Origin of the sequence: Anaplasma capra, assembly GCF_025628805.1 — a bacterium.
Classification (GTDB): domain Bacteria; phylum Pseudomonadota; class Alphaproteobacteria; order Rickettsiales; family Anaplasmataceae; genus Anaplasma; species Anaplasma capra.
In genome coordinates, this window is the sequence record NZ_JAOTBG010000002.1 from 35,634 (window position 1) to 61,297 (window position 25,664).

At 47.8% G+C, this 25,664-nt stretch carries 22 protein-coding genes; 17 read left to right on the forward strand and 5 right to left on the reverse strand.

The window, feature by feature from the left end; translation table 11 throughout:
• Both efp and OC187_RS00750 read right to left on the reverse strand, forming a co-directional pair.
• Positions 1 to 567 carry an elongation factor P gene (gene efp / locus OC187_RS00745; RefSeq protein ID WP_263008490.1) on the reverse strand — a complete coding sequence of 189 codons (567 nt, stop codon included), beginning with the start codon at positions 565 to 567 and terminating at the stop codon, positions 1 to 3.
• A 163-nt stretch (positions 568 to 730) separates the two neighbouring features.
• Positions 731 to 1,840: a UDP-N-acetylglucosamine--N-acetylmuramyl-(pentapeptide) pyrophosphoryl-undecaprenol N-acetylglucosamine transferase gene (locus OC187_RS00750; RefSeq protein WP_262997840.1), complete on the reverse strand. Its 1,110-nt coding sequence runs from the start codon at positions 1,838 to 1,840 to the stop codon at positions 731 to 733.
• Between the two features lie 184 nt (positions 1,841 to 2,024).
• On the opposite strand from OC187_RS00750, the gene OC187_RS00755 reads away from it, so the two are divergent.
• The 14 genes from OC187_RS00755 to ccmE all read left to right on the forward strand — a co-directional run bounded on the left by OC187_RS00755 (position 2,025) and on the right by ccmE (position 19,202).
• Positions 2,025 to 4,544, forward strand: coding sequence for a hypothetical protein (locus OC187_RS00755; RefSeq protein WP_262997839.1), 2,520 nt, complete (start codon positions 2,025 to 2,027; stop codon positions 4,542 to 4,544).
• Between the two features lie 370 nt (positions 4,545 to 4,914).
• Complete coding sequence (locus OC187_RS00760) at positions 4,915 to 8,349, forward strand: FAD-dependent oxidoreductase (protein ID WP_263008491.1); 3,435 nt, start codon at positions 4,915 to 4,917, stop codon at positions 8,347 to 8,349.
• Positions 8,350 to 8,606: 257 nt separating this feature from the next.
• Positions 8,607 to 9,296 carry a phosphatidylserine decarboxylase gene (locus OC187_RS00765; RefSeq protein ID WP_396124682.1) on the forward strand — a complete coding sequence of 230 codons (690 nt, stop codon included), beginning with the start codon at positions 8,607 to 8,609 and terminating at the stop codon, positions 9,294 to 9,296.
• Between the two features lie 63 nt (positions 9,297 to 9,359).
• Positions 9,360 to 10,205, forward strand: a complete 846-nt coding sequence (gene pssA, locus OC187_RS00770) for a CDP-diacylglycerol--serine O-phosphatidyltransferase (RefSeq protein ID WP_262997837.1) — start codon at positions 9,360 to 9,362, stop codon at positions 10,203 to 10,205.
• A gap of 135 nt (positions 10,206 to 10,340) precedes the next feature.
• Positions 10,341 to 12,065, forward strand: coding sequence for a membrane protein insertase YidC (gene yidC, locus OC187_RS00775; protein ID WP_263008492.1), 1,725 nt, complete (start codon positions 10,341 to 10,343; stop codon positions 12,063 to 12,065).
• Positions 12,066 to 12,098: 33 nt separating this feature from the next.
• Positions 12,099 to 12,548 carry a 6,7-dimethyl-8-ribityllumazine synthase gene (locus OC187_RS00780; protein ID WP_262997835.1) on the forward strand — a complete coding sequence of 150 codons (450 nt, stop codon included), beginning with the start codon at positions 12,099 to 12,101 and terminating at the stop codon, positions 12,546 to 12,548.
• 6 nt (positions 12,549 to 12,554) lie between these two features.
• On the forward strand, positions 12,555 to 13,085 hold the full coding sequence (gene nusB / locus OC187_RS00785) for a transcription antitermination factor NusB (protein WP_262997834.1): 531 nt from the start codon (positions 12,555 to 12,557) through the stop codon (positions 13,083 to 13,085).
• Positions 13,086 to 13,110: 25 nt separating this feature from the next.
• Positions 13,111 to 15,981: an excinuclease ABC subunit UvrA gene (uvrA, locus tag OC187_RS00790; protein WP_262997833.1), complete on the forward strand. Its 2,871-nt coding sequence runs from the start codon at positions 13,111 to 13,113 to the stop codon at positions 15,979 to 15,981.
• Positions 15,982 to 16,228: 247 nt separating this feature from the next.
• Entirely contained in the window at positions 16,229 to 16,585 is a 357-nt protein-coding gene (ndhC, locus tag OC187_RS00795; protein ID WP_262997878.1) for an NADH-quinone oxidoreductase subunit A, read from the forward strand.
• An 8-nt stretch (positions 16,586 to 16,593) separates the two neighbouring features.
• On the forward strand, positions 16,594 to 17,121 hold the full coding sequence (locus OC187_RS00800) for a NuoB/complex I 20 kDa subunit family protein (RefSeq protein WP_262997877.1): 528 nt from the start codon (positions 16,594 to 16,596) through the stop codon (positions 17,119 to 17,121).
• Positions 17,122 to 17,136: 15 nt separating this feature from the next.
• On the forward strand, positions 17,137 to 17,688 hold the full coding sequence (locus OC187_RS00805) for an NADH-quinone oxidoreductase subunit C (RefSeq protein WP_396124685.1): 552 nt from the start codon (positions 17,137 to 17,139) through the stop codon (positions 17,686 to 17,688).
• Between the two features lie 164 nt (positions 17,689 to 17,852).
• The gene (gene surE, locus OC187_RS00810; protein WP_263008493.1) at positions 17,853 to 18,683 is read left to right on the forward strand and encodes a 5'/3'-nucleotidase SurE; all 831 of its coding nucleotides are present in this window, start codon (positions 17,853 to 17,855) and stop codon (positions 18,681 to 18,683) included.
• Complete coding sequence (locus OC187_RS00815) at positions 18,683 to 18,820, forward strand: hypothetical protein (RefSeq protein ID WP_263008494.1); 138 nt, start codon at positions 18,683 to 18,685, stop codon at positions 18,818 to 18,820. Before surE ends, OC187_RS00815 begins: the two co-directional genes overlap by 1 nt.
• Positions 18,804 to 19,202: a cytochrome c maturation protein CcmE gene (gene ccmE / locus OC187_RS00820; protein ID WP_262997830.1), complete on the forward strand. Its 399-nt coding sequence runs from the start codon at positions 18,804 to 18,806 to the stop codon at positions 19,200 to 19,202. Before OC187_RS00815 ends, ccmE begins: the two co-directional genes overlap by 17 nt.
• 102 nt (positions 19,203 to 19,304) lie before the next feature.
• Here ccmE and pyrF read toward each other — a convergent pair whose 3' ends face one another.
• From pyrF to leuS, 3 genes are all read right to left on the reverse strand, one after another.
• The gene (pyrF, locus tag OC187_RS00825; RefSeq protein ID WP_262997829.1) at positions 19,305 to 19,994 is read right to left on the reverse strand and encodes an orotidine-5'-phosphate decarboxylase; all 690 of its coding nucleotides are present in this window, start codon (positions 19,992 to 19,994) and stop codon (positions 19,305 to 19,307) included.
• Positions 19,984 to 20,772: a TatD family hydrolase gene (locus OC187_RS00830; RefSeq protein WP_262997828.1), complete on the reverse strand. Its 789-nt coding sequence runs from the start codon at positions 20,770 to 20,772 to the stop codon at positions 19,984 to 19,986. The genes pyrF and OC187_RS00830 overlap by 11 nt, the downstream gene beginning before the upstream one ends.
• A gap of 206 nt (positions 20,773 to 20,978) precedes the next feature.
• The gene (gene leuS, locus OC187_RS00835; protein ID WP_262997827.1) at positions 20,979 to 23,456 is read right to left on the reverse strand and encodes a leucine--tRNA ligase; all 2,478 of its coding nucleotides are present in this window, start codon (positions 23,454 to 23,456) and stop codon (positions 20,979 to 20,981) included.
• Positions 23,457 to 23,855: 399 nt separating this feature from the next.
• Between leuS and OC187_RS00840 the strand changes: the two genes are divergently transcribed.
• The 3 genes from OC187_RS00840 (at position 23,856) to OC187_RS00850 (ending at position 25,654) form a co-directional block, all read left to right on the forward strand.
• On the forward strand, positions 23,856 to 24,179 hold the full coding sequence (locus OC187_RS00840) for a helix-turn-helix domain-containing protein (protein ID WP_262997826.1): 324 nt from the start codon (positions 23,856 to 23,858) through the stop codon (positions 24,177 to 24,179).
• Positions 24,180 to 24,524: 345 nt separating this feature from the next.
• A complete protein-coding gene (gene rpoZ, locus OC187_RS00845; protein ID WP_262997825.1) occupies positions 24,525 to 24,917 on the forward strand; it encodes a DNA-directed RNA polymerase subunit omega in 393 nt (130 codons plus the stop codon).
• A gap of 104 nt (positions 24,918 to 25,021) precedes the next feature.
• The gene (locus OC187_RS00850) at positions 25,022 to 25,654 is read left to right on the forward strand and encodes a Smr/MutS family protein (protein ID WP_262997824.1); all 633 of its coding nucleotides are present in this window, start codon (positions 25,022 to 25,024) and stop codon (positions 25,652 to 25,654) included.
• Positions 25,655 to 25,664: the final 10 nt, after the last annotated feature.

A 25,664-nucleotide genomic window follows, 5' to 3' on the forward strand; every position in this document is an offset into this window, starting at 1 on the left:
TTAGTCTTTTGCCCTCTCGTAGTATGTGTCATCCACAGTATATACGACTATCTTCTCACCGACCTTAATGAAAGGCGGAACACTAATTCTCTTGCCATTTTCCAGTGTGGCAGACTTATAGGAAGAAGACGCAGTCTGCCCTTTTATTACAGACTCAGTCTCCATTACTTCTAGAACCACGTAGTCGGGAACCCTAGCAGCTACAACTTGCCCCTGGTAGAACGACAGAGTAAGAACCATGCCTTCCTGAAGATATATACCCTTCTCGCCAAGGAGATCAGCACTTATAGAAACCTGCTCATAGGTCGCGGTATTCATGAGAGTGAGCGATGCACCGTCACTAAAGATGTACTGATGCGCTACCTCTTCAACTATGGCGCGTTTTACGTAACCATCGGAGCGAAACCTTTCCTGATACTTCGCACCAGTCTTAATGTTCTTGAGCTCGGCTTGTATATAGGCCCCACCCTTGCCGGGCTGGGTGTGCATAGTCTTCACAACAAGATAAAGAGCGCCATTATGATCGAGAACCTGGCCAGGCCTTATATCGCTACCCCTCTCAGCCATGTCGACCTTCCAAAAACAGGTTCCATTCTAGAACCAAGAGCGCAGCAACTCAAGTAAAAAGAGGCATACTACCACCACATCTTGTTCACACACTACAACACCACTGTGTACTCGCCGCTATAAGTGCAGGCTACCCCACCACATACCAAGCATCAAGCAGCGATCAACGTTTAAAGAATCTATTCACCACAGAACAAAATTTTGAGCTGGCATCGGGCATAGAATGTTTTATCGCATTGTCCGACATTTCGCGCAATTTGCCCCGATTGTTTAGCAGATACAAAAGTGTATCTCTAGCCACCGTTACGTTAAGATCTTTCTCCTCAATGCACAAGCCGGCACCTAAGCTCTCAACCAACCTCGCATTGTGTAGCTGATGATTATTCACAGATCGCATATGTGGAATGTATATGGCTGGCTTACCAACAACCATGACTTCCGCAATTGTGGTTGCGCCGGCTCTGCTGATAATAAGGTCAGCCTCATTGATTACATTTTCCATGTCCATAAAAAAGTAGTCTACCCGGTGTTTTATATGATTTCGAGTATATAACTCTTTGATCGTATCCAACTGCCCTTTTCCGCACTGTTGGGTCACAAACACTTTACCCCTAATACCGGCGGGCAATTCGGTAATTGCCAACGCAAATGCCTTACCAAAAGTGCAAAGGGCTTGACTACCCCCCAACAGCACTAGATTAATCTCTGCAGTGGAAGCGCGTTTCACAACCCTTCTAATGTTGGTAGGAATGCCCGTGTAAACAGCCTTGCGTGCAAGTTGGTGAGTTACCTGTTTGAGCTGTAATCCCAGAACAACAACCTTTGCGTACTTCGCAAATACACGATTTACCCTTCCCAAAGTGGTGTTTTGTTCGTGCAACATCACATCCACAGACATTAATCGCGCAGCAAGTAGCACAGGAAAGGATATGTAGGCACCGAAGCCAACGACCAAATCTGGTTTTAGTGAACGTAATTTCACATATGACAGCACACAACTATATACGAAAAGCGCGGAGAACTTTGCGAGCTTAACAGCTCCGCCCGACCTCCTGCAGAGGGGGAGAACATATCTTTCTATGCCAGGAAATCTCTTCTCGTACAGCAAGAAGCTCCGGTCAGTAAATAAGGTGCATTTATAACTCTCACGGTTTAGGGCTTGGTAAAGCGCAGCTGCCGGAACTATATGCCCCCCTGTCCCACCAGCTGCAAGTACTACTCTCTTCACTGTCATATGCCTAGCGTGCCCAAGGTCTACTACATCATTCCTCATGTGGCATGCGCATTTTACATTACTAGCGCTCCAAAAACACCACAAAAGCGCGCAACAAATCTGAATCCAAAATGGTAATACAGCCGTAAGCAAATTGTTTAAAGAAATTAATATTAATTATTAATTTATTGACTTTTATTAATTTCTTAATAAAATTCCGGGTCCCTTACAGAAGGTAATCTTTATGAAGAAGAAAACTAAACAACCCATATCACAGGAACGTATAGAAAAAATGCCACTGCTTTCCGAAGAAGCCGACAATTTATGGGATCTTAGTGCCCCTAATTATGAAACTTCAGAAAAATATCGTGAAAGTCCTAGAGCAAGTATGTTGCGTCATAACATAATGTTAAATGCTAAGTCAGGCACCGTAAAAGACATTGAATACAGACAGCTAAACACCGGGGGTGCTCTAGAACGCGAGAGCCCAGACTCCCCTCTAAGCACTAGTAGCGAGAGTATTAGTTCAGATTCCTCTATCGCTTCTCCAAGCACTAGTAGCGAGAATATTAGTTCAGATGCCTCTAGCACTTATTCAAGCACTAGTAGCGAGAGCGTTGATTCAGATCCCCCTAGAATTTATTCTAGCAAAACCTCTACTATCCGCAAAGGCGCGAAAATTTTGCGCAGTAAAATTTCTGCTTTGATCAAGAAAGGTCGAAAAAATCTTCCGAGGCCTGAGTCAGACCCTATGCTGTCACAAATATCGCAAAATGCAGAAAACCTAGGATATGTCTCCGGCAACCAAGTACCGGACTATGAAGAGATTGGGGAGCAAGTTAGCGATTTTCCAGCCGAGCATGACTACGCTGTTATCGAAGAAAAACACTCACCATTTTCAGCGTCAACATCAGGCCATAGCAATTCTGAATTTGCCGAACAATCTACCTACCAAAACGCTCCACAGAAACCACCACGGGGCACAAGTTCTGATACACAAAAAGGAGCCCAAAGTAACATTTATGATGTAGTGAGAGGGCCGACTAGTGCATTGGAACCAACTCACAGTAGTACGGGAGAATCCCTTCTCATAAACAAGGGCCCCGTGGCTGCTCCGAGAACCGCACCAATAACACCTAAAGGTGGAAACAATACGGAGATGGTCGCGGCTAGATCAGAATACAACGCTTCTAGCCTAACATCTGGAAACACTACTCCCCAACTGGAGACTCCTAAGAGAACTGTTGTTACAGGATCAATGCACCCAGCAAGAGAAGTAAATACAAATCCTGTAGCTACTCCTCAACATGCAGGTGCACGGTTAGCAGCAAACACCAGATTATCAAGCACCAATCCATTTAGCACGGAATTATCAAGCACCAATCCATTCAGCTCAGAATTATCAAGCACCAATCCATTTAGCGCGGAACTATCAAGCACCAATCCATTTAGCCCGGGATATATACCGAGTACTTCAGACACCGTTTATACAAAAACACAACACACGCCTGGTGCTGCTTCAACAGTTGCTGAAGAACGCGCCATTGGAGCTCAGAAGCCACCTATCGCTTCTAAACCTGCGACCGCTCAGAAGCCACCTATCGCTCCTAAGCCAACGGTAGCGCCTAAACCTTTGGCTACACAACCAAGAAAAGTTGCCGAATCTGTAGGGGAAAAAATAGCTACCACACCTGGCAGTGCAAGTAGAACTCCTGAGTACGTGAAAAACGCACCGCTTAGCGTTGCACAGAGAAAAGCAATGCTCGCTGAAAGCAGCACCGCATTTGATCCAAGCTCACGCAAGGTCAAGCGCTCCTCTCAAGCCGAGGGCACTATGCAGGAAATCAGTAGTGTACGCAAGAACTTAGAACAACCTCAGGAAGCTAAGGCACGCAAAGAGTTTGCCAGCAAGTTGAACGCCGTGCTTTCAAATCGCAGCGCAGCTACAGGTAAACATGCTGAGACAAGCAAACCGGTTGCAAAAGCCAGCAACCCTATTTCTACCTCTGGCAGCGCAGAATTGCCTAAAAAAATACCAGCAGACCTCGCTGCCGCGCTGAAGAGCCGAATTGCTGCATCTAGTGGCCCAACGATGCACAAAGAGCAGGCTCATAGCAGCGCAGCAGGTGGCAGAACAAAAATCGCTGCGAGTGATACCTCACCATCGCATGCAACTGCATCAGCTAAAAAGTCCAGCGCAGTACCTGCACCGCTCCCTCATGTAGAGGCCATAAGTAGAGAAATGCAAGCTGCATTCGCCGAGGGAAGAGTTGCTCCGTCACGAATACGGAGGTCTGCTGCAACCGTAAGTGGGCAACGAACCCCTGAGAAAACAGTGGCATCCGTCGAGGGAAGAGCTGCTCCGTCACAAATACGGAGGTCTGCTGCAACCGCAGGTGAGCAGCAAACCCCTGAAAGGACAATGGCATCCACGGGAAGGGCTGCTGCTTTCAGAGGTAGCCCAACTTTCGCACGTATTTCTGCAACCTTAAATGCGGGGTTTGCACAAAAATTTCAGGTACAACCGCAACCGGAGCAGCATGGCGATATAGCATCCGAAGCGGGGCCCAGCACAATATCTGAGATAAGAAATAGGGAAGCAGCAACCAGGAGCGGAGGAATGTACGCTCAGCCAGCGGCAAAAGAAGGAGGTAAGGTTGGACCCACGGAGGATCAGGCACCAACCAAGCAAGGAGGACACGTGTCGTCTCTGATCCGCGAATTCGAAGCTTCCAGATCTCAGGCAAAGGGCGCTAGACACTAGTCCAGTTAAGTTGCCTATTCTGGTCTCCGCCAGAATCACAAGCGCCGCGCAGTGGCACCGTCACAAGAATTGCGCGGCGTGCCAATCTCCAACGCAGCACAAGTTCATAAAAATCCGCACTATTACAAACAGCAAGACCACAAAATATTGGACAGTAATTCAGTTTAGCCACTGGTGCAGCGCATCTCTTGGAACGCTAAACTTAATGTGATACACTCTGCGCGGTCGATTCGTGAAAACATGCTACCACAGTAGGGGTGCGTGATTTACTGGGAAGGTCTGTGGGTTTTGTTAGCCACTTCAGAAGAACATTAGGGACAGTACAATTCGGCGCAAGAGCGCGTTTTCAGCGACGTCACGGGCGCACAAGATGTCAGGAGAGGCGATGCACAAAATAGGCAAGCACACTTTGCATACGCAGTGGCATGACTCCGAGCGCGCGGGCACCGTGAACTGCGAGGATTTATATTCTCAGGCAGGCTTGGAAAGACTAGATGAGCTGTTCCTGTGCACAGTCAAGCAACACAGCAATACACTATTCGAAGAGCTAGTACGTGCCCGTAGCGAAGGTACAGGAAGCTCGGAAATTATCATTGAGCTGTCCTACATATTGGAAAAATTCGTAGCTCAGTTGTTTAACATCGAAGAAGAAATAAGACTAAACCAGACGGCGCACGCAAAGTCTCTTGCGCTGTATAAATGCAAAAGAACATTTGTGCATCGTTACGCGCTGAAAAAGTTCGGTAGTGCCGAAGGAATAGATATAATAGCCATAGCGAACAAGCTATCTGAATTTCTTTGTGTTCCAATCGAGGAATACAGTTTCGCACAGCAAGTTAATCTTTGGCTAGAAGAACCAGAAAGGTACGCATACCAGCTGGAAATTGCGGCTCAATATGCATCGTATATGGTCCACATGGGTGCGGAATCCCTACTGTTCCAAATACCAAGTAAAGTAGATTTCGCAGATCTGATCCCGGTAAATACAATACACAAATGTGGAATTGGTCTCAAAATAGCAAAAACGTTCGAAGCGAGAACGAGTTTCAATGTTGTAAAGCCACCATCCCCGGAGCGTGCATTGAATGAAGTGCACTATTGCATAATGTGCCACAAACAGCAGCGTGACAGCTGCTCAAAGGGTATGGTGGACAGGATAGGAAACGTTAAGACATCCGAGCTGGGCATCCCCATGGGCGGATGTCCAATAAGGGTAAAAATCTCCGAAGTCAACCTTCTGAGGGGACAGGGGCTTATTCTGGCGCCGCTTGCAGTTGTCGTGGCTGATAATCCGATGTGCGCACTAACCGGACATAGGATATGTAATGACTGTACCAATTCATGCATATACCAGAAGCAACAGCCCGTTGATGTTCCCTACATAGAAACTCACATACTGGATCATGTATTGGGTTTGAGTTACGGATTCGAGATATATTCACTATTCACGAGATGGAACCCGCTTTCCTTCACAAACATGCTGCCAAAACCCGAAACAGGCAAAAACGTTCTGGTTGTGGGACTTGGCCCTGCAGGGATGGGCCTGGCCCATTATTTACTTAACGAGGGGCATAGCGTTGTCGCGGTTGATGGACTAAAGATCGAACCATTGCCGGAACATATATCTGGGGTAACCAAAACGGGCAAAAAGCGCAATTTTGCCCTGATCAAAGACGCCAAGAGCGAGTTGTTTGAAAACCTGGACGATAGGCTGTCATACGGATTTGGCGGCGTCTCTGAATATGGAATCACCGCACGGTGGAACAAGAATTATCTCAAAATTGCAAGGCTACTATTGGAAAGAAGAAAAAGTTTCGCCATGTATGGAGGGGTGCTGCTGGGAGGAACTATGAGCTTAGAAGATGCATTCTCCATGGGTTTCCACCACATATCTCTGGCTACAGGCGCGGGATCACCAAAAATTCCACAGATCAAGAATATTATGGCAAGAGGCGTGACAACAGCATCTGCTTTTCTAATGTCATTACACCTGGGAAACGCCGCACATACGGATTCCATAACCGATCTGCAGATAAGGTTGCCTGCGGCAGTAATAGGTGGAGGGCTAACCGCGGTGGATGCGGCAACTGAGCTGTTGGCCTACTATCAAGTGCAAATTGAGCGATTTCTTTCAAGGTATAATACCCTTGTCAAAAAGCTAGGACAAACCGAAGTGGAAAATAGATGGAACGAGGAAGAGCAGGAAATTTTCCAGGAATTCTTGAGTCACGCACGTGAAATTAAGAGAGAGCGGGCTTCAGCGCTAAGGGAAAAACGGCAACCTGATATTTTGTCTCTCCTACAGAAATGGGGAGGTGTAACTATAATCTACCGAGGGGGCTTTAATTCCTCTAATGCATACAGACTCAATAGCAAAGAGCTACAACACGCCATGTCAGAGGGAGTGTACTTCGCTGAAAATATGCAGCCGATCGAGATAACATTGGATAAATACGGCCACGCCTCCGGAGTGACAGTAAGGGATAATGCAGGTGGCGTTAAGCACATCCCGGCAAAGTGCGTAGTCACAGCAGTAGGCACGCATGAGGGCCATCTACCATTGGATACGCAAAACACCGCTACCACACTCAGAGACCAGGAAAGCCGCAACTACGCAACGCAAGGTCACCTAAAAGCCTTGCTCACCGATGAGAATAGCTTTTTTATCTCTAACAACAAAACAATTAGTGCATTTGGAGATCTGCACCCTTTTTACGCAGGAAGCGTCGTAAAAGCGATTGCAAGCGCGAAAAACGGATATGCATCAATAACAGAAGCACTAAAAGCATGCTCAGAACATCGCGAAAGCACATCATTTCTGGAGTCAATCAACAAGTACTTTTTATCACGCATAGTCTCGGTCACTCCCCTGGCACAAAATGTAGTGGAATTGACGATATTTTCCCCCCTGGCTGCACGTAAATTCAGACCCGGACAGTTTTATAGGCTGCAGAATTTCAGTAACACAAGCCAACGTACCGGGCACACGCAGCTTCTAACAGAGGGTGTTGCAGTTACTGGAGCCTCTGTAGATGGAAACAATGGCACGATAACCACGGTAGTGCTCGACGTGGGCGGATCCTCCAGGCTATGTAGCCGGCTACATGAGAACCAGTTGGTTAGCCTTATGGGTCCCACAGGCTCCCCAACTGAAATACCACACAACGAGAATGTAATGCTTGTTGGTGGGGGGGTAGGAAATGCAGTTCTGTTTTCAATCGGTAGGGCATTATTATCAAATGGATGCAAGGTTCTGTATTTTGCTGGATACAAAAACCTAAACAGCGTCTTCGGGATGCGCTCCATAGAGGCCGCGTCAAATGCCACTGTATGGTGTTGCGAGGATGGTATCATAGAGCCCGGTAGGCCCGGGGACTCATCACATAAAGGAAACATAATAGATGCCATACTAGCCTACCATGGCTCGTATAATGATGACACAGTAAATTTGCGATCAATAAATAGAATAGTAATGGCTGGCTCGAGTGGCATGATGGCTGCAGTGTCCCGTGCAGTGGCTGGAAAGCTGCGGTCTTGTTTTGATAGCGATATAAAAGTAATAGCCTCGATCAACTCCCCAATGCAATGCATGATGGGAGGAATATGCGGACAATGCATTCAGCGCCACGTAGACCCATTAACTGGAGAAGAAAGCTTTGTGTACAGCTGCGTAAACCAGGACCAATGCACCAAATTGGTGGATTTTGCATTCTTGCAAAATAGGCTGATGCAGAACAGCGTACTGGAGAAATGCACGTCTCTGTGGGTCGATCATTGCCTGGAAAGCCTGGAAAACAACAATTAGACTTCTGACAATATGCTGCTGTTCCCCTGCCGGAACGGCGTTTCACGTGTGCAATGTGTGTTTCATGCACTATCTGCTACGCTATACACCTAATTGCGATTGCGCAAACCTAGCACCAAACAAACTGTAGTTGCACAAAAAAAACCCTGCCAACAACAATCAGAAGCGAGATATTCAAATTATGTATGGTGGGGCAAAAGAGAAATTGCAATCCTCGTAATAAACCCTTAGTATCTGAGTTGTTTCGGTATTTAACAGTGTACATTAGCTTCCCTAGTATTCATAGACATGGGTACCCATTCATATGTCTGGCGTTTGTTTTTTCGTGCATAGGCTTTGCATTCTCGTCTAGCTTGGGCGTAGTCTTTGCAGTGATCACTGGGTTGTGCGCGTACTTTTTCCGCGATCCAGTGCGAGTCGTACCGCTAAATGACGCTCTCGTGGTGAGCCCGGCAGATGGGGTTGTCACATCTATTGCAGAAGTCGAATCCCCTGTGGAGGACGGTAAGACGGTTACTAGAATAAGCGTCTTCCTCAGTTTATTTGATGTGCACGTGAACCGCGTGCCGGTGTCCGGGGTAGTAAGGTTTGTCGAACACCGTCCCGGTAGCTTTTCTTCCGCAGGTTCTGGTGGTGCAGTGAATGAGAATGAGCGAGTAAGAACCGTGATCGAGTCGTCCGTTGGCGGCCACAGTATAGTAGTGGAGCAGATCGCCGGGGTTTTGGCACGTAGAATAGTGTGCGACTTAGAGGTAGGAAAAACTGCAAAACTTGGCAACAGGTTGGGTATTATCAGGTTTGGCAGCAGGATGAACATTTACATCCCGTTGGGAACCCCCGTATATGTATCAGAAGGGCATACAGTGATCGGAGGGGAGACCATAATATCTTCACTTGATTCTGGAATTACAGACGTTCACAAGGATCTTGCCTTCGATAAGGTATAGATTGCTCGTAGTGCGTATTTGTGCTAGCCTCGCTAACTACCTGCGGTTTGTGGTCACCGTTTTATGAGTAGCGACGAAGTGAGGGAGAAGAAGGGCCATGGCTCTCCTTCGATAGCCAAGCTGTTCCCCAGCATGGTCACCATGTTGGGTTTGTGCTCGGGGCTTACCTCCATAAAATACACGTTTGCGGGGCAGTGGGAGCCAGCAGTGACGTTCATTGTCATAGCTGCGCTCATGGACGGTCTTGACGGCAGAGTGGCCAGGATGCTACACTCCGCCACTAACTTTGGTGCACAACTTGACTCTTTCGCTGACTTCTTAAGTTTTGGAGTCGCTCCAGCGTTCCTGCTGTATTTCTGGCTACTGTACAGTATGCGTGCAGTGGGGTGGATGCTCGTCATGATATTTGTGGTGTGCATGTCCATAAGGCTGGCAAGGTTCAACGTTTCGCTATACGACGAGGACGAGAGAGAGGATTGGAAAAAATTCTTCTTCGTCGGGGTACCGGCCCCCATAGGTGCTTTACTCTCATTGATTCCAGTCATGCTCACCTTTTATGACGGTGATGTAACGTGGATATCAAGCAAGGTGTTGAACAAGAACACAGTTGCTGTGTACTTGGCCTTTGTTGCATTCCTTTCAGTAAGTAACATTCCAACCATCTCAGCCAAGCATCATAACATTCCCAGGCGATGGTTCTACATGTTGGTCACACTGCTAACCATACTCATGGTACTGGCAATCACAAACCCGTGGGTCATGTTCCCTCTAATGGGCCTACTGTACCTTGTTTCAATACCCATAGGCAGCGCGTATTACGCGTACATAAATGCGCGCAGCACCGCGGCCAAAGCCATGAGGGCACGCAAGGCTGCTGCCGGAGTTGAGGGCGAGACCAAGAAAAAATAGGCATGTAGCGCCCCTGTTACGCGGGCCAGTAGATCCGTGTTGCCTTGCGGCGCTTTATGTGCTAGCCTCAGTTCTCCGGTCATGGCGCTTTGAGCAAGGCGCTGGCAAATCGCTGGTACAACCTGTTGTTGGTATATGTCAGAAGTTCGTAATCTAGTGCTCGCCATAGCAACCTCTGTTGCTGTTACGGTGGGGTGGAAGTTTGTATATGAGAGGATGTTTGTTAAGGAGCCTCCTCGTCAGGAGATAACATCAGAGTCGCTGATTCCGGAGCTCGTCGACGTTGCTGAGTACAAGCCCAGAGCATATGCTATAGGTGCAGTACCCCGTGTTAGGCTAGGCAACGCCAACGTCCACGCCTCCATCGCGCTAAAAGGCGCTCTTGTGGATGATCTATCCCTAACCAAATACCGAGTGAGTACCGATAAGCGCTCAGAGAATGTGATTCTCATGTCTCCTGAGGGGACGGAGGGAGACTCAATAGTGGAGTTCGGGTGGATAGACCCTGGGCGCAGCATTAAGGTACCTGGTAAGGACACACTGTGGAAGGTCGAAGAAGAAGGGTCAGAGTCTGCTGAAAACCGGCGCTTCACCTCCCTAAGCTGGGACAATGGAGAGGGAATAACCTTTAGGTTAAAGTTCTCCCTAGACAAGAGTTACATGTTTAGCGTCTCTCAAGAAATAGAGAACTCCACCAAGACAGAAGTGCGCCTGGCCCACTATGGAAGAATAAACAAGGCACACGCCTCAGATGGCAAGTCGTATTGGATATCCCATGAGGGAGCAATTGGAAGTTTTGGTCACGGTCTCCAGGAATGGACCTACAAGGACCTACAAAAAGGAGATGATGTAAAAGTAGTGAGCGCAGTTCATGAGGGCGATGGAAGCCATTGGATTGGGCTCGCGGATAAGTACTGGTTTGCAGCCCTCATACCTTCACCAACAGGTGGTGGCAAGTTGGCTTTTCGTGCTAAGCACGTTCCCAGAAGCGGCGCAGACCACTTTCAAGTGGATTTCAGTAGATCGTACGGCACCATCCCGGCAGGCGGGAAGGCTACGGCAACAACCCGGCTCTTTGTAGGCGCGAAGGAGCTAGCTGCGCTGGACGGCTACCGGAAGGAGCTGAATATACCACTGTTCGATAAGGCCGTAGATTTCGGCATACTATACTTCATAACAAAGCCTGTATTTCTGCTGTTACAGTACTTTCACAAGGTAATCGGCAATTTCGGCCTAGCAATCGTAATGCTTACCATCTCAATAAAGCTGGTAGTTTTCCCTCTTTCTAGCAGATCGTATGTCTCGATGTTCAAGCTAAAAAAACTTCAGCCTGAAATCTCTAGGATTAGGGAATTGTACAAGACCGACGACGCAAGAATCGGCAAGGAGATCGCATCGCTCTTCAGAAAACATGGCGTTAGCCCAATCTCTGGCTTCCTACCAATATTGGTGCAGATACCGGTGTTTTTCGCCTTGTACAAGGTTTTGTTCGTCACAATAGAGATGAGGCACGCCCCACTTTTTGCCTGGATACAGGATTTGTCAAGCCAGGACACTGCGAATCTATTAAATCTTTTTGGGCTCCTTAAGTTTGACCCCCCCGTATGCATAGGAGTGTTACCCATAATACTCGGCATAACTATGGTGATACAGCAAAGGCTTAACCAGCAGGATCAGGCAGCTCAAGATCCTTACGGCATCATGAAGTTTTTGCCATATATCTTTGTTGTCGTATTTTCCTCCTTTCCCGCTGGGCTAGTCCTCTACTGGATTTGCAGCAACGTCATAACCATTCTGCAGCAACTGCTTGTACGTCGCCTAGTCTCTGGTAAAAGAGACCTTGTTAACAATTCTGCATAAGTATAAGTAGTGGTGGTCACATAGGGGGTTGGTATGCACGGTAATTTGAGCGTCTTGATTGCTGTTGGGGATTTTTACCCCGAGATATCCAAGCTAATGATAGATGGCGCGGTCGATGTGCTGAAATCCTATAAAGAAGCCTCCGTTCGGTATGAGATCATAACTGTACCTGGGTCATTTGAGATTCCCACAGCAATCTCGTTCGCAATCATGAGTGACCGTGAGTGCTATGACGGCTATATAGCGCTCGGGTGTATTGTAAAAGGGGCAACGAATCATCATAATGTTATCTCCAACTCCGTGTCGGCTTCTTTAGGAGAAATAGCAGTTCAGCATGCCGTGCCTCTGGGATTTGGCATCATAACTGCCGACAATATGGAGCTTGCCATGGAAAGAGCTGACCCAAATGGTAAGAATGTTGGAGGAAGTGCGGCTACAGCTGTGTTAAGAATGATAGAGTTGTATAAGAGGTTTCTGGGGTAAATCCATATGGAGGCGGATAGTAGCGGACATGACAGCCTACCTTGGTACTCTGGTAAAACCACAGCTAGGTTTCTTGCGGTTCAGGGAGCATACTCTATGATGTTTTCCTCCTATTCAGTGGAGGATCTAGGCGAGCTGTTGGAACATCTATGTGAAATGCGCGACGTGTTGGGCTTGGCAGGTAGAGTAGACAAGAAGCTGCTGACCAAAATTCTTGAGTCTATGCTAGCCAGACATTCTGAAATTGATGCCAAGATTGCAGGGTATATTAGCGAAAAGTGGGCTATGGACAGGATAAATCTCGTCAGCCTATCTGTAATGAGGACAGGAGTGTGCGAGCTTTTATGCTGTAATACCAGTGAAAGCATCATCATAAATGAGTACGTAGACATTGCGTCTTACACGCTTGAAGATGCAGAAGTCGATTTCGTTAATGCCGTACTAAACAAAGCAAAGTTGGCACGTCTCGAACACAATGCAGAAATGGAAGCCCAGCTCCAACAAAGTTGCGCTACCGTCAAAAAGTTGTTAGTTTAACACCGTAGCATAAGGGTGTAGCCAAGTGGTATCTGATGGGGTAATAAGCATCCGGGGAGCTAGGCAACACAACCTTAAGAACGTAGATTTAGACCTCCCCAAAAATAAGCTTATAGTAGTCACTGGAGTTAGTGGATCGGGTAAGTCCAGTTTGGCGTTTGACACTCTGTACGCAGAGGGACAGCGCAGATACGTGGAGAGCCTCTCTCCATATGCAAGGCAGTTCTTGAATTTACATGCCAAACCAGACGTTGACCATATCGATGGGTTGCTACCAGCAATATCCATGAGCCAAAAGCACGTACACAAGAACCCGAGGTCCACTGTTTCCACAGTAACCGAAATCCATGACTATCTGCGCCTGATGTATGCCAGAATTGGCGTGCCATATTCCCCAGCCACTGGTGCTCCTATATCAAGGTCATCCGCATCAAAAATAGCCCGAGAGATTGCAAGCTTACCAGTGGGCACCAAACTGCATATCTTGGGTCCGGTAGCCCGGAAAAAAAAGGGCGAACACATGAAAAAGATCGCCGAAATGAGAAAGCTCGGCTACGCTCGCGTTAAGATTGACAATCAAGTTCACGACATAAATGAGATACCGCAGTTGGAGCAAAATGGGACGTACAAAATTTGTGCAGTGGTTGACCGGCTGGTTATCACCCAAGAACAGTCAAACAGGATACCAAACAGCGTGGAAAACGCGCTGCTGGTAGGTGGAGGCGTAATGCACGTCGAGATAGTGTCTTTACCTCCTGACTATGACGCACAGGAATATCGTTCTGGGCAGACTCTGGTGTTCTCAGAGCATTTTATCTGCCCGGAAAGTGGTTTTAATGTAGGAGAGCTAGAACCGCGACTGTTCTCATTTAACACAGTTTACGGGGCATGCAAGCACTGTCTGGGCGTAGGTAGAAACCACGCAATAGACGTCAATCTAATTGTTCCCAATACGGAACTATCAATACTTGAAGGAGCAATTGATCCTGCAGGCCCAGTGAAGTTGCCATACTCCGCCTATCATGGATCTAGTTTTGCCCATCAGTGCGCACATGAAATCGCTACTATATCAAAAAAGCATAACATCGACATTTCAATACCGTGGTGCAAGATGGACACGGAACTTCGCAATATAGTCCTGTTTGGCAACAAAGAAGGAGTAATACACCCCGAAACACTAAAACCCTCAGGTAGTAGGGGTGTGCTTGGTCTACTTAGTGAAAACGGCAATATAGTTGCTGAAAAGATCGCCGAACGGTATTCCGTTTCTAGTACGTGTCCGTATTGCGAAGGCTTTCGGCTGTCTCAGGAGGCGCTATCAGTAAAAATAGACAACAAGCACATTGGAGAGGTGTGCACATTCTCGGTAGATGAGGCAATAGCATGGTGTGATGCTCTACCGAGTAAGCTCTCTGAGTATGACAACACGGTTTGCGCAAAGCTGCTACAGGAGGTAATAAAGCGGCTAAAGTTTCTCAGTAATGTGGGGCTCGGTTATCTAACTTTAGGCCGTGAATCCAGAACGCTCTCTGGTGGAGAAAGCCAAAGAGTGAAATTGGCATCACAAATTGGATCAGGGCTCACTGGGGTCCTGTACGTGCTTGATGAACCGTCTATAGGGCTACATCAGCGCGACAATGCGCTGCTAATCAATACTCTAAAAAATCTGAGGGATATGGGTAACACCGTGGTAGTCATTGAACATGATGGTGAGACAATGTTGAACGCAGACTACGTGGTGGACGTAGGCCCCGGGGCCGGCACTAATGGAGGGGAAATAGTTGCCCAAGGTTCTCCGCAGGACATAGCAGCAAGTAGCAGAAGTGTGACTGGCAAGTACCTGAGTGGTAGAATGCGCATAGATGCCGTCAAGGAGAAGAAACTTTTCACTAGCTGGATAGAAATCATAGGAGCACACAAAAACAATCTCCAAAATGTGTGCGTAAAAATTCCTATTGGAGGTTTTACTTGCGTCACGGGGGTTTCTGGTAGTGGAAAGTCAAGCCTAATTTGGGACACGCTTTACAAGTACGCGCAGCATAAAGTTGGCGGAGGGCCCGCAAGACCGGATACAGCGGAGTGCGACGCCATTCTCGGTTTGGAAGACATAAATGAAGTAATAGAAATAGATCAATCCCCAATAGGTAGAACCCCGGCGTCAAATCCGGCAACTTATGTGGGGCTATTTTCACATATACGCGCATGGTTTGCTGGGCTTCCCCTGGCGAAGTCGCGTGGATATACCATGGGCAGATTTTCTTTCAACACCAAGGGTGGAAGATGCGAAGCATGCAAGGGGGATGGCCATATCAGGATTGAAATGCACTTCTTACCGGAAATGTATGCAAAATGTGAAGAGTGCCGCGGGCTGAGATACAACCGAGAAACACTCGATGTTACCTACAAAGGCAAATCCATTGCTGATGTTCTCAATATGACAGTAGACGAAGCTCTAGAGTGCTTCAGCGCAATTCCATTGATCAGAGAAAAGCTAGAATCCCTGCACAATGTAGGCATGGGGTATGTACAAATAGGACAATCTTCCACAACGCTCTCTGGTGGAGAGTCACAAAGGGTTAAGCTTTCTAGGGAATTGTCAAAACGCTCAACCGGAAGAACGCTGTATATTCTCGATGAGCCAACCACCGGATTACATATCTCAGACGTGAAAAACCTGCTGCACATCCTACATGCGCTGGCCAAACTAGGAAATACTGTCGTGGTAATTGAGCACAACCTGCACGTGGTGAAAACTGCAGATTACATAATAGATATAGGCCCAGAAGGTGGCGATAAAGGAGGAAGGGTAGTTGCATGCGGCCCCCCGGAAGAGCTGATACAACATCCAGATAGCGTAACAGCACAATACCTTGCACCATATCTACAACATTCCTGAGCTCGCGCCCTCGCCGCACGTGGTGTGAATTTTCACCCTCCGAATCGTAAGCGCGATTGTTGGCACCGAACAACTGTGTCAAACAACGTGGATGGGTACGAGCGCGGCACTGCCTGTATTTTGGTGTAATCGTGTTTTAATTCGACTCCCTTTTCCAATGCCAAAACCATTGCAAATTGACATGCAGTAGGAAATTTGCGAGAATCAGCCTGGTATGTCCCGTAGCTGCGTAGGTGTCATGGTAGGCATGGGTGGGTATTCCTCAATACTGCTGTTCGTCATGCTCGCTGCCATGGTGTCCTCAGCGTTCGCTGTGCTGCCTGTGTTTCTCGCAAGAAAGAAGGACAGCGCCGGCAAGTTGTCTTCGTATGAGTGCGGATTTGACCAGGGCTCCGCACCCGAGTCCTCCACGTTTGACATAAAATTCTGCGTGGTAGCGATTTTGTTCGTAGTGTTCGATATAGAAGTTGCATTCCTGTTCCCCTGGGCAGTGTGTCTGGGAACGATAGGCGCATTTGGGTTCTGGTCTATGGTGTGCTTCATGTTGATACTGACCGTGGGGTTTATATACGAGTGGGGCTTAGGTGCCCTAGAATGGGAGTAGAAAAGCCTATGACAGATCAGCAGAATCAAGTGTTGGAACAGGAGTTATGGCAGGGCTACAAAGATAAGGGCTTTGTGGTCACCAAGTTCTCCGATCTAGTCGATAACGTAGTAAAATGGTCCCGTAGTGGCTCGTTATGGCCCATGACGTTTGGCCTTGCCTGCTGCGCAGTTGAGATGATGCACACAGCAGCCAGTAGGTACGATCTGGACAGATACGGGGTTATGTTCAGAGCTAGCCCTAGACAAGCGGACGTCATGATTGTGGCTGGAACTCTAACTAACAAAATGGCACCTGCGCTGCGCAGAGTGTACGACCAGATGGCAGAACCTAAGTATGTTATATCCATGGGGAGTTGCGCCAACGGCGGCGGATATTACCATTACTCATACTCAGTCGTGCGGGGGTGTGACCGTATAGTGCCTGTAGACATCTACGTGCCTGGGTGCCCACCAACCGCGGAGGCTCTACTCTACGGGATTTTGTGCCTACAACAGAAAATAATTCGGGGTAATTCTGGAGTAAGAGGAGTATAGACCGTGTCACAAAACATGGAGCACGTAAGGAAACATGTGAATAAGATCCTCAAAAGGGAAGTGAGGATCAGGGACGACGGAATACTAGAGTGCCTGCTAACTGCAAAAGATTTGAGCGGATGTTTGACTAAGTTGCGGGACGACGAAAAGAGCAAATTCAGAGTTTTGACTGATATATTTGCTGTAGACTACCAGGCTCGCAAAATCAGGTTCGAGGTTCTATACATGCTACTGAGCCTGGAATTCAACGTCAGAATGTGCTGCAAGGTGCCGTTGCCGGAAGGGGACAGCGTCCCCTCTGTTACCCCAATATTTGGAGCTGCTGGGTGGTTTGAACGCGAAGTATTTGACATGTACGGCATCCTGTTCGAAGGACACAAAGACCTACGGAGGATCTTGACCGACTACGGCTTCAGTGGCCACCCCATGCTCAAGGATTTTCCACTTACCGGATACGACGAAGTTAGGTACGATCTCCACAAAAAACAGGTAGTATATCAGCCAGTTGACCTTCAGCAGGACTTTCGCAATTTTGATGCTATATCACCGTGGAAGGGTAACAAATAGCATAGCGCGCAGTATCTGTGTTTGGCCGTGCAGAGGCTGTAGCTCTTTGGCACAGGGCCCCAAACCGCAGGCTTTTTATTTCCGGTGGATTGTCCGGAATGCCTCCCACACCCCAAACTGCCAGCCCCAAGCACATAAGTGGGAGTTGTGCCTTGAGATGATTTGTGTTAGGCTGCGGGGGGGGGGGGAGCTTCTGCTGTGGAGATAGATTGAGGGTATTGCTAACCAACGATGACGGCTTTGATGCCTGGGGTATGCGGATATTGAGAGAGATTGCTTATGAGTGTTTCTCTGAAGTTTGGGTCTCAGCACCTTCGTGCGACCGTAGCTCAGCAGGCGGTGCAGTTAGCGTCAGCAAGAAAGTCGCAGTTCATGTGGTGGACAAGAAAGAATGCAGAGTTGCAGGCACTCCGGTTGATAGTGTTTTGATGGGAGTACACAGAATGATTGCGGGCACGGGGGCAAAACCCGACCTCGTAATATCGGGAATCAACTGCGGAGCAAATGTTGGCCGGCATGTTCTAAGCTCTGGCACCATTGGTGCCGCTCTTGCAACCTCTGCCTTGGGTATTCCGTCGATCGCAGTGAGCCAAGAGTATGGATGCGAGCGCAACTGCGTGCGCTGTGAAGACTGGAAACACTCCAGAAAGTATTTGGGGGGCACACTAAGGCAGCTCTTGAACAGCCCCGAAAAATCGTGGCAAGGAAAGTGTATCATGAGCATCAACATTCCACACCGGGAACGGGATGTGAAGGGCATCGCGTTCTCCGCATGTGGTGGTACCGTGTCGGCATCATCTTTTTGCATCGAAGAATTAACAGATGTGGAAAACAGAGAGGGCCTCACAATACAGTATTTCATGCGCGGCCTCACAAGTGGCAGCAGCCAGGCAGGTGACGACGCCTCGCTCCTCGCGCAGGGATACATTGTTGTGACCCCGTTGGGGTGCAACATAACCTGCTATGATACCCTGAATAAGTTTCAGCTACAGTGATGGGTGCAGTATATTTGGCATATTCGCTCAGCTTTGCCGTTCTATTTTCCTTCGCGGCGTTTTTGGTGAACGACTACCGCAAGGCTAAGAAAACGCTAGAAGAAATCGTGGCAATGGAAGATGAAGAGGAGGCATAAGAGGCTACTCATTATTGTTGTGTCCTTCTGCGCTGTCGGATTAGTGCTACTATTCATACTATCCGAACTACGGAGGAACATTTCTTTTTTCTATACCACCAGCGAGCTGTTGTCGGGCCCACACAGAAACCCCAATGCACCGGTAAGAGTGGGTGGCATGGTGATCAAAGGCAGTGTAGTAAGAGATGCCAGCGGTGTTGTGTCTTTTGACTTAACAGATCTTAATACAGAGCTCAAAGTGATCTACTCCGGCGTACTCCCCCCTTTGTTTGGGGAGGGAGTGGGTGCTGTAGCAAAGGGGAGATTATTGGACGGAAAGTTCGTGGCAGACGAGGTGCTGGCAAAGCATGACGAGAAGTACATGCCTAAAAAGTATAAATAACACTCCAAGAAATCTTGCGGAGTTACAGCAAGACGCACATTAACCGCAGTGGGCCCCAGTCGCTGCACCATCACACTGGAGAATATGTACAAAAGACGGGAATTAACGCATCCCTATTAAGCGTAAGATCTCATCAACCTTAACCGAGGGGTCAGGACTCTGGGTTATGGGGCGCCCAATAACTAGATAATCTGCTCCTTCCGAAAGAGCTTCCATAGGCGTTTTGACTCGCTTCTGATCATCAGTACCAGTGGTGATACGAATCCCAGGAGTGACAAGCTTTATCCCGGGGTGCAGCTTACGTATTGGGCCAACTTCATGAGCCGAGCACACCACGGCACGGAGCCCCGCATCCACTGCCAGATCAACCAGTCGCATAACATAGGACTCCAAGGACTTCCTTACCCCCAAAAAGGCAGAAAGGTCATCTTCATCGAGGCTCGTAAGCACCGTAACACCAGCCAGCAATATGTTTGTATCTAACAAGGCATCAAGCGATGAACGGATCATGCTCTTACCTCCACTAACATGAATTGTGAGCATGGCAATATCTAGGCACTTCACCGCATTGATTGCCCTCGCTACTGTGTTCGGGATGTCATGAAGCTTAAGATCGAGAAACACTGGAACACCGAGCTCTATGATCCTCTGCACGCCCGAAGTACCATACAACGAAAAAAATTCTAGCCCTAGCTTCACCATGGCAACTTTACTGCGCACCGCCTTAGTTAGCGCAACGGCACGGTCAATATCCATCATGTCCAGCGCACAAATTATCGGGTTATTGGGCATTGTAGTGACGTGAACATTTATCAAAAAGCGTGAAAAAATTCCTGGTGGTAATCTCACTTACAGCTTCAACGCTCTCCCCCCAAATCTGAGAAAGGCATTCCACAACTAATCTAGTCATGGCAGGAAAGTTGGTCTTACCCCTGTAAGGCTCCGGACACAAAAACGGGGAATCGGTCTCAACCAAAACTCTGTCCTTGGGCACAAATTTGGCAATCTCCCTGAGGGATGCAGCATTTTTAAAGGTCAGTATCCCGGAGAAAGAAATATACAATCCAACATCTAAAGAGTTCTTAGCCAGCTCCATGGATGAAGCAAAGCAGTGCATTACACCCCTAAACTCACCAACTTTCATCTCAGAAGCGCAAATTTCCGCCATTTTTGCATCAGCGTTCCTGGAGTGAATGATTACCGGTAAACCTAGCTCTCTAGCCGCGGAGATGTGGGCCACAAAATTTTTTTCCTGGCGATCTATACCATCTTCGCATCTGTAAAAGTCCAGCCCGGTCTCTCCTAGACCTATGACTTTGTCACCCTGAGCCAACTGAATTAAGTCCTCAGCAGAAACTGACTCCCCCTCAGTACTATTACATGGATGTACCCCAACAGATGCGTACACTTGCTTGTGATCGTTCGAAATCTTCAATAACGCAGGAAATTCTTTGAGCGTGGTGCACACAGTTTGCATCAGCGTCACACCCGCATCTACAGCCTGACTCACTATACCACACACTTCAGAGTCATCAAAGTGGTTCAGGTGGCAGTGCGAATCCACAATCATGTTGGGAACCTAACTCAGAACCCCCATTCTAGCAAATTTATGTGGAAGCACAACGTCTGGCACATCCAGCCACCAGCACGTATGTAGCGCTCTCCCTCTGGCTCATTCTCACCTTCGCATTGGTCAACAACAGTAATGGCCGCGCACCAAAGTCAGATATCCGAAGGTACCTGGCCGAATTGCAATCAGCGCTACTGAACGAAATGTCACTTCGTTACAATGTTCACGACCCTACCTGGCACGAAGTAAATGTTACGGATTTCGCTACCACTGAGCTTACGCTGCGCAATTTTAATAGCTTCAGCCTTAACCGCCTCACCATCACACTGTGGGCTCACCTCCATGGTGCCACAAAGTTTGCCATTAACCTGTACCGCGATCGTAACAAGATCTTCTGTTATCAATTCTTCCCGAATAGCAGGCCACTCCCTATCACACAACATGCCCTCACCACCTATGCGCTCCCACAGCTTCTCTGCTATATGAGGAACAAAGGGCTCCATGACCCTGAGTAAAATGCACACCGACTCGTTAAGCGCTGACTTACCAGCACCACATTTCATCATATCAACAACAATGTTGCTCATCTCCCTAAATTTAGCTACCGCACAATTCAGCCTATTATGCTCCATATCAGCGCTCAGGCCCCGCAGAATCTTGTGTATACTAGACAGGTATACGCAATCCTCACCACTCACATCAGAATTGTCGAAGTTCGCACTGATCGAATTATTGCCCTCAAACAATTTCCACAAGCGCTCCAAATATCTCCAAGCACCCTCTACACCAACATCTGACCATTCTATGTCGCGCTCCGGAGGAGTGTCAGACAGCATAAACAATCTAACTGTGTCTGCGCCGTACTTTTCTATTATACCGCTAGGATCAACAACATTTTTTTTAGATTTACTCATTTTTTCGACTTTTCCGCGCTGCACAGCCTCACCTGCTTTGATCATTTTCTGCGCATCTTGCGGGAACAAGTAATTCCCAGCCGTGTCCCTATATACCGAGTGGCATACCATACCTTGTGTAATTAGGTTACGAAACGGCTCTTCCACCTCGAGATAACCACACTTTTTCAGCGCTCTGCAGAAAAATCTCGCGTATAACAGGTGAAGAACGGCGTGCTCCACCCCCCCTACGTAATAGTCAACAGGCAACAGCCTGTTGCAGTCAGCAGCGTTGATTCCTCCCTTTTCGCTACAAAATGCAGCAAAGTACCAAGATGACTCAAAAAAAGTGTCAAACGTGTCTGTCTCGCGTTGGGCGTCTGACCGACACTTTGGACACTGTACATACTTCCACGTTGGATGATTGTCCAGAGGATTCCCTCCCTTGGAGAAGTCTACATCCTTGGGCAAAGACACGGGTAAGTCACGCCTGTCCACCGGTACGACACCGCATCGCTTACAGTGCACAACAGGAATGGGGCATCCCCAATAACGCTGCCTGGATATTCCCCAATCATGCAGGCGATAGTTCGTAACACGCCTACAATTATCTATGGACTCCAGGTTTTGTATCATGGTGTCACGCGCCTCATTAACCCTGAGGCCATTTAAAAATTCAGAGTTGATGTAAGTGCCGTCCCCAGAATAAGCCTCCTTTTGCAAATCATGGTGCACTCCACTATCAGGACGCACTACTTGGTGTATATCAAGACCGTGGACAACTGCAAATTCAAAGTCCCTCTGATCATGGGCTGGACACCCGAAAACCGCACCTGTACCGTATTCTGATAGTACGTAGTTCGCGACGTAAATCGGCAGTTTCCTATTCAAGAGCGGATGCGTCGCGAAAAGCCCGGTGTCCACGCCAGTTTTTTTCTTGTCCTCATCACCCGAGAGTTCGAGCACCATACCGTTTACGCGCGCGGTAAAATCTTCATCCTCAACGTACTGCAGTATGGGATGATCAGCAGATACAGCACAGAATGACGCACCAAACAGCATTTGTGGCATCGTAGAAAATACCTCTAACTTCTGCCCACAGCTAGCCTCAAATTCAATAATAACCCCCTCAACCCTACCTATCCATCTCTGCTGCATCAGCCTCACCTTCTCAGGCCAACCAGCAAGGGTTTGCAATCCATCTAGCAAGCTGTCAGCAAAATCGGTAATTCTCAAGAACCACTGAAACAGCTTACGGCGTTCAACCTTGGCACCCGACCTCCATCCCCTACCATCAACTACCTGCTCATTAGCCAGCACTGTATTGTCCACGGGATCCCAATTTACCCAGGCCTCTTTTCGATACGCTAGACCGTGCTGCAAAAAATCGAGAAAAAAACTCTGCTCATGCTTGTAGTAATCTTCCTCACAAGTTGTAATTTCCCTATCCCAGTTATATGAAATGCCAACAGATTTTAACTGCTCACGCATGGATTCTATATTGCTTGCAGTCCACGAAGCAGGATTGACCCCATATGAAAGCGCAGCATTCTCTGCAGGAAGCCCAAACGCGTCCCACCCTATAGGATGCAACACTTTGAACCCGCAGGCACGCTTGTACCGCGCAATTACATCGCCTATCGCATAGTTGCGTATGTGCCCCATATGTATGCTACCAGACGGGTAAGGAAACATCCCCAAAACATAACAATTTGCCCCCTCACCCCCGGCAATTTCAAAATTCCACCGTTTTTGTATTTCTTTTTCAACTAGCCTGAAGTTGTAACTCATGCTAAGTAAATCTCAACCAATTGACAAAATTACATGCCGTTCAGATTATAACGTTATGCCTATTAAGTACACCACAACCTCAACAATAAAAAAGTATGCGGTCATAGCATATAATCCAGTACTGGCATTAATATCAGACACATATAAACATAAAAGCCATTAGTGTGTAATTGTCATATTGATCACAATCCTAAGCAGAGGCTGATTTGCTTAGCACAAGAAGTTTGACCTATGCTTTATTAGAAAATTAATCAATTGTATATAAATATGATACCATTCCACGTAAGCTATACTCACAGTGTTATCGCATTCAGTATCGGGTTGGCTGTTAGTATGCCTTTCGTTGTATAGAAATAGTCGCAAAAAGATATAAATTCCAAATACCGGGTGGGGAGTTCTATGATAGAAAAGCATGGGCCTAATGGGCAAAAGATAAAGCCTCAAATTTTAGGTATTATAAAAGAGATCATACATAAAAGTCAGTGGAACCAGATAGCTGCGGCTAAGGTGCTGGGCGTTGACCAACCCAAAGTTTCTCAAATAATCAACGGTAAGGCAGCCGGCTTCTCCCTGGAAAGGTTGTTGGTGTTTCTACTAAGACTGCAATGCAAGATAGAGCTTTCAGTATCTATGAACAAGACTGGGCTCACAAACATGGATGAGCAGGTTGCAGACAATTTGGACGCAATAAATCTCATAGTGTTGTCTAAGGACGACTACTAAGCCAAGGTACACATAGTATACAACTCAATCGCCGGACAACTTGTCCGCTACGGTATAGGTTCACGGCTATCTTTAGGCTGCCCTGCTTATTCAAAAGATGGACCCCGGCTTTCTGCTAGGAAAGGCGCAGCTGCCCCGTCTGCAGTCCTGTGCAGCAACATAAAACAGTCAGCAGAGCGCGTCGTACCGCAATACAGTAGCGGCATGAAAGCCGCAGGAGACAACTTCACCTCGTTTGTATGCAAATTTGTATTAGCGATTTACGCCAAGCAAGTATGTGTTGCACCTATGGTACTTGAGACTGTATAATCCGGGCATTATGTTGTGATAGTTTTGCGGTGTAAGATGCAGGGGGGAGATTCCGAGTATTTTTCTTGTTATGACAGCAATAGGTTTAAGCTGGTAATTTTGGCTAGCCAAAGGGCGCATGAGCTGAGCTCTGGCGCGTGCACTGCAGTGGCACGCAAGGGGGATAAGAATACAGTCGTCGCCCTGCGCGAGATAGTTGCTGGCCAACTGGATCTTGCTGCCGTCTTTGGGCTAGCAGTACACAGATGCAAAAAATACCTGGAAGAGTTTACCAATTCGCGGGAAATTGCTGCTGCACGCAGTAGTCAGACAGCTTCCAAGAATTCTAGCCAAGGAATAGGCAAGAACTTCAGGGAACAAGACCCTGGGTCTGCAGCGTTCTTAGACCAAGAGAAGTTCCTGTCTGGAGGCGGGGAGGAAGGCTTTTAGCGAAGCGCCCTGGTGCAAATTGGGTTTATGTGCGCCACAGTTGGTCTTTGCGTTTTGTCTTGCCCGCAAACAACTGTGTTGCTGTAGAGATTTCGGTGTCTACTATGGATAAGCTGAGGTTAGGCGGTTCTGAACCGAGTGACGATCATTGCTGGAGTAGCGTTGCCCGGCTTACTCGCCCCATGACAGGTAACAGGAAAAAGGTTGTCGCCCATGGAGGATTGGTGGGTAGCAAACCTGCAGCCGAAAATTATGCCAATAACTGCAGAAGCAAGGCATATTATGGAGGAGGTGAAAAAGCAGCTAAAAGTGTGACCACAGGTGTCTTGGCTAGAACCGTAACGGGGGAGAGGTGCCATTCATCGCAGAGTTTGGTCTGCACTGAGGAATCAGGGCTGATTTCAAGCATAGACAGTAGAACCAAAGCCAGAGTAGACAAGGGAAAATATCGAGTAGACGCGGTCATTGACCTGCACGGGTATAGCGAGGCTTCTGCATGTGAGAAACTTATAGACTGTGTTGTATCTAGCTTTCAGTCCGGAAAAAGGTGCATACGCGTTATCACGGGATGGGGCAGTACAAACCTCGGCAAGGGCAGCAGCATTAGAAGCAATTTACATAGATGGCTCCAGTCCGACACTGTGGCGGATATGGTGCTCTATTATAAGCAGGCAATTCCGGCACACGGGGGAAAGGGAGCGTTTTACGTGTTACTCAGAAGTAATAACAAGGCCTAGCGCTTATCTC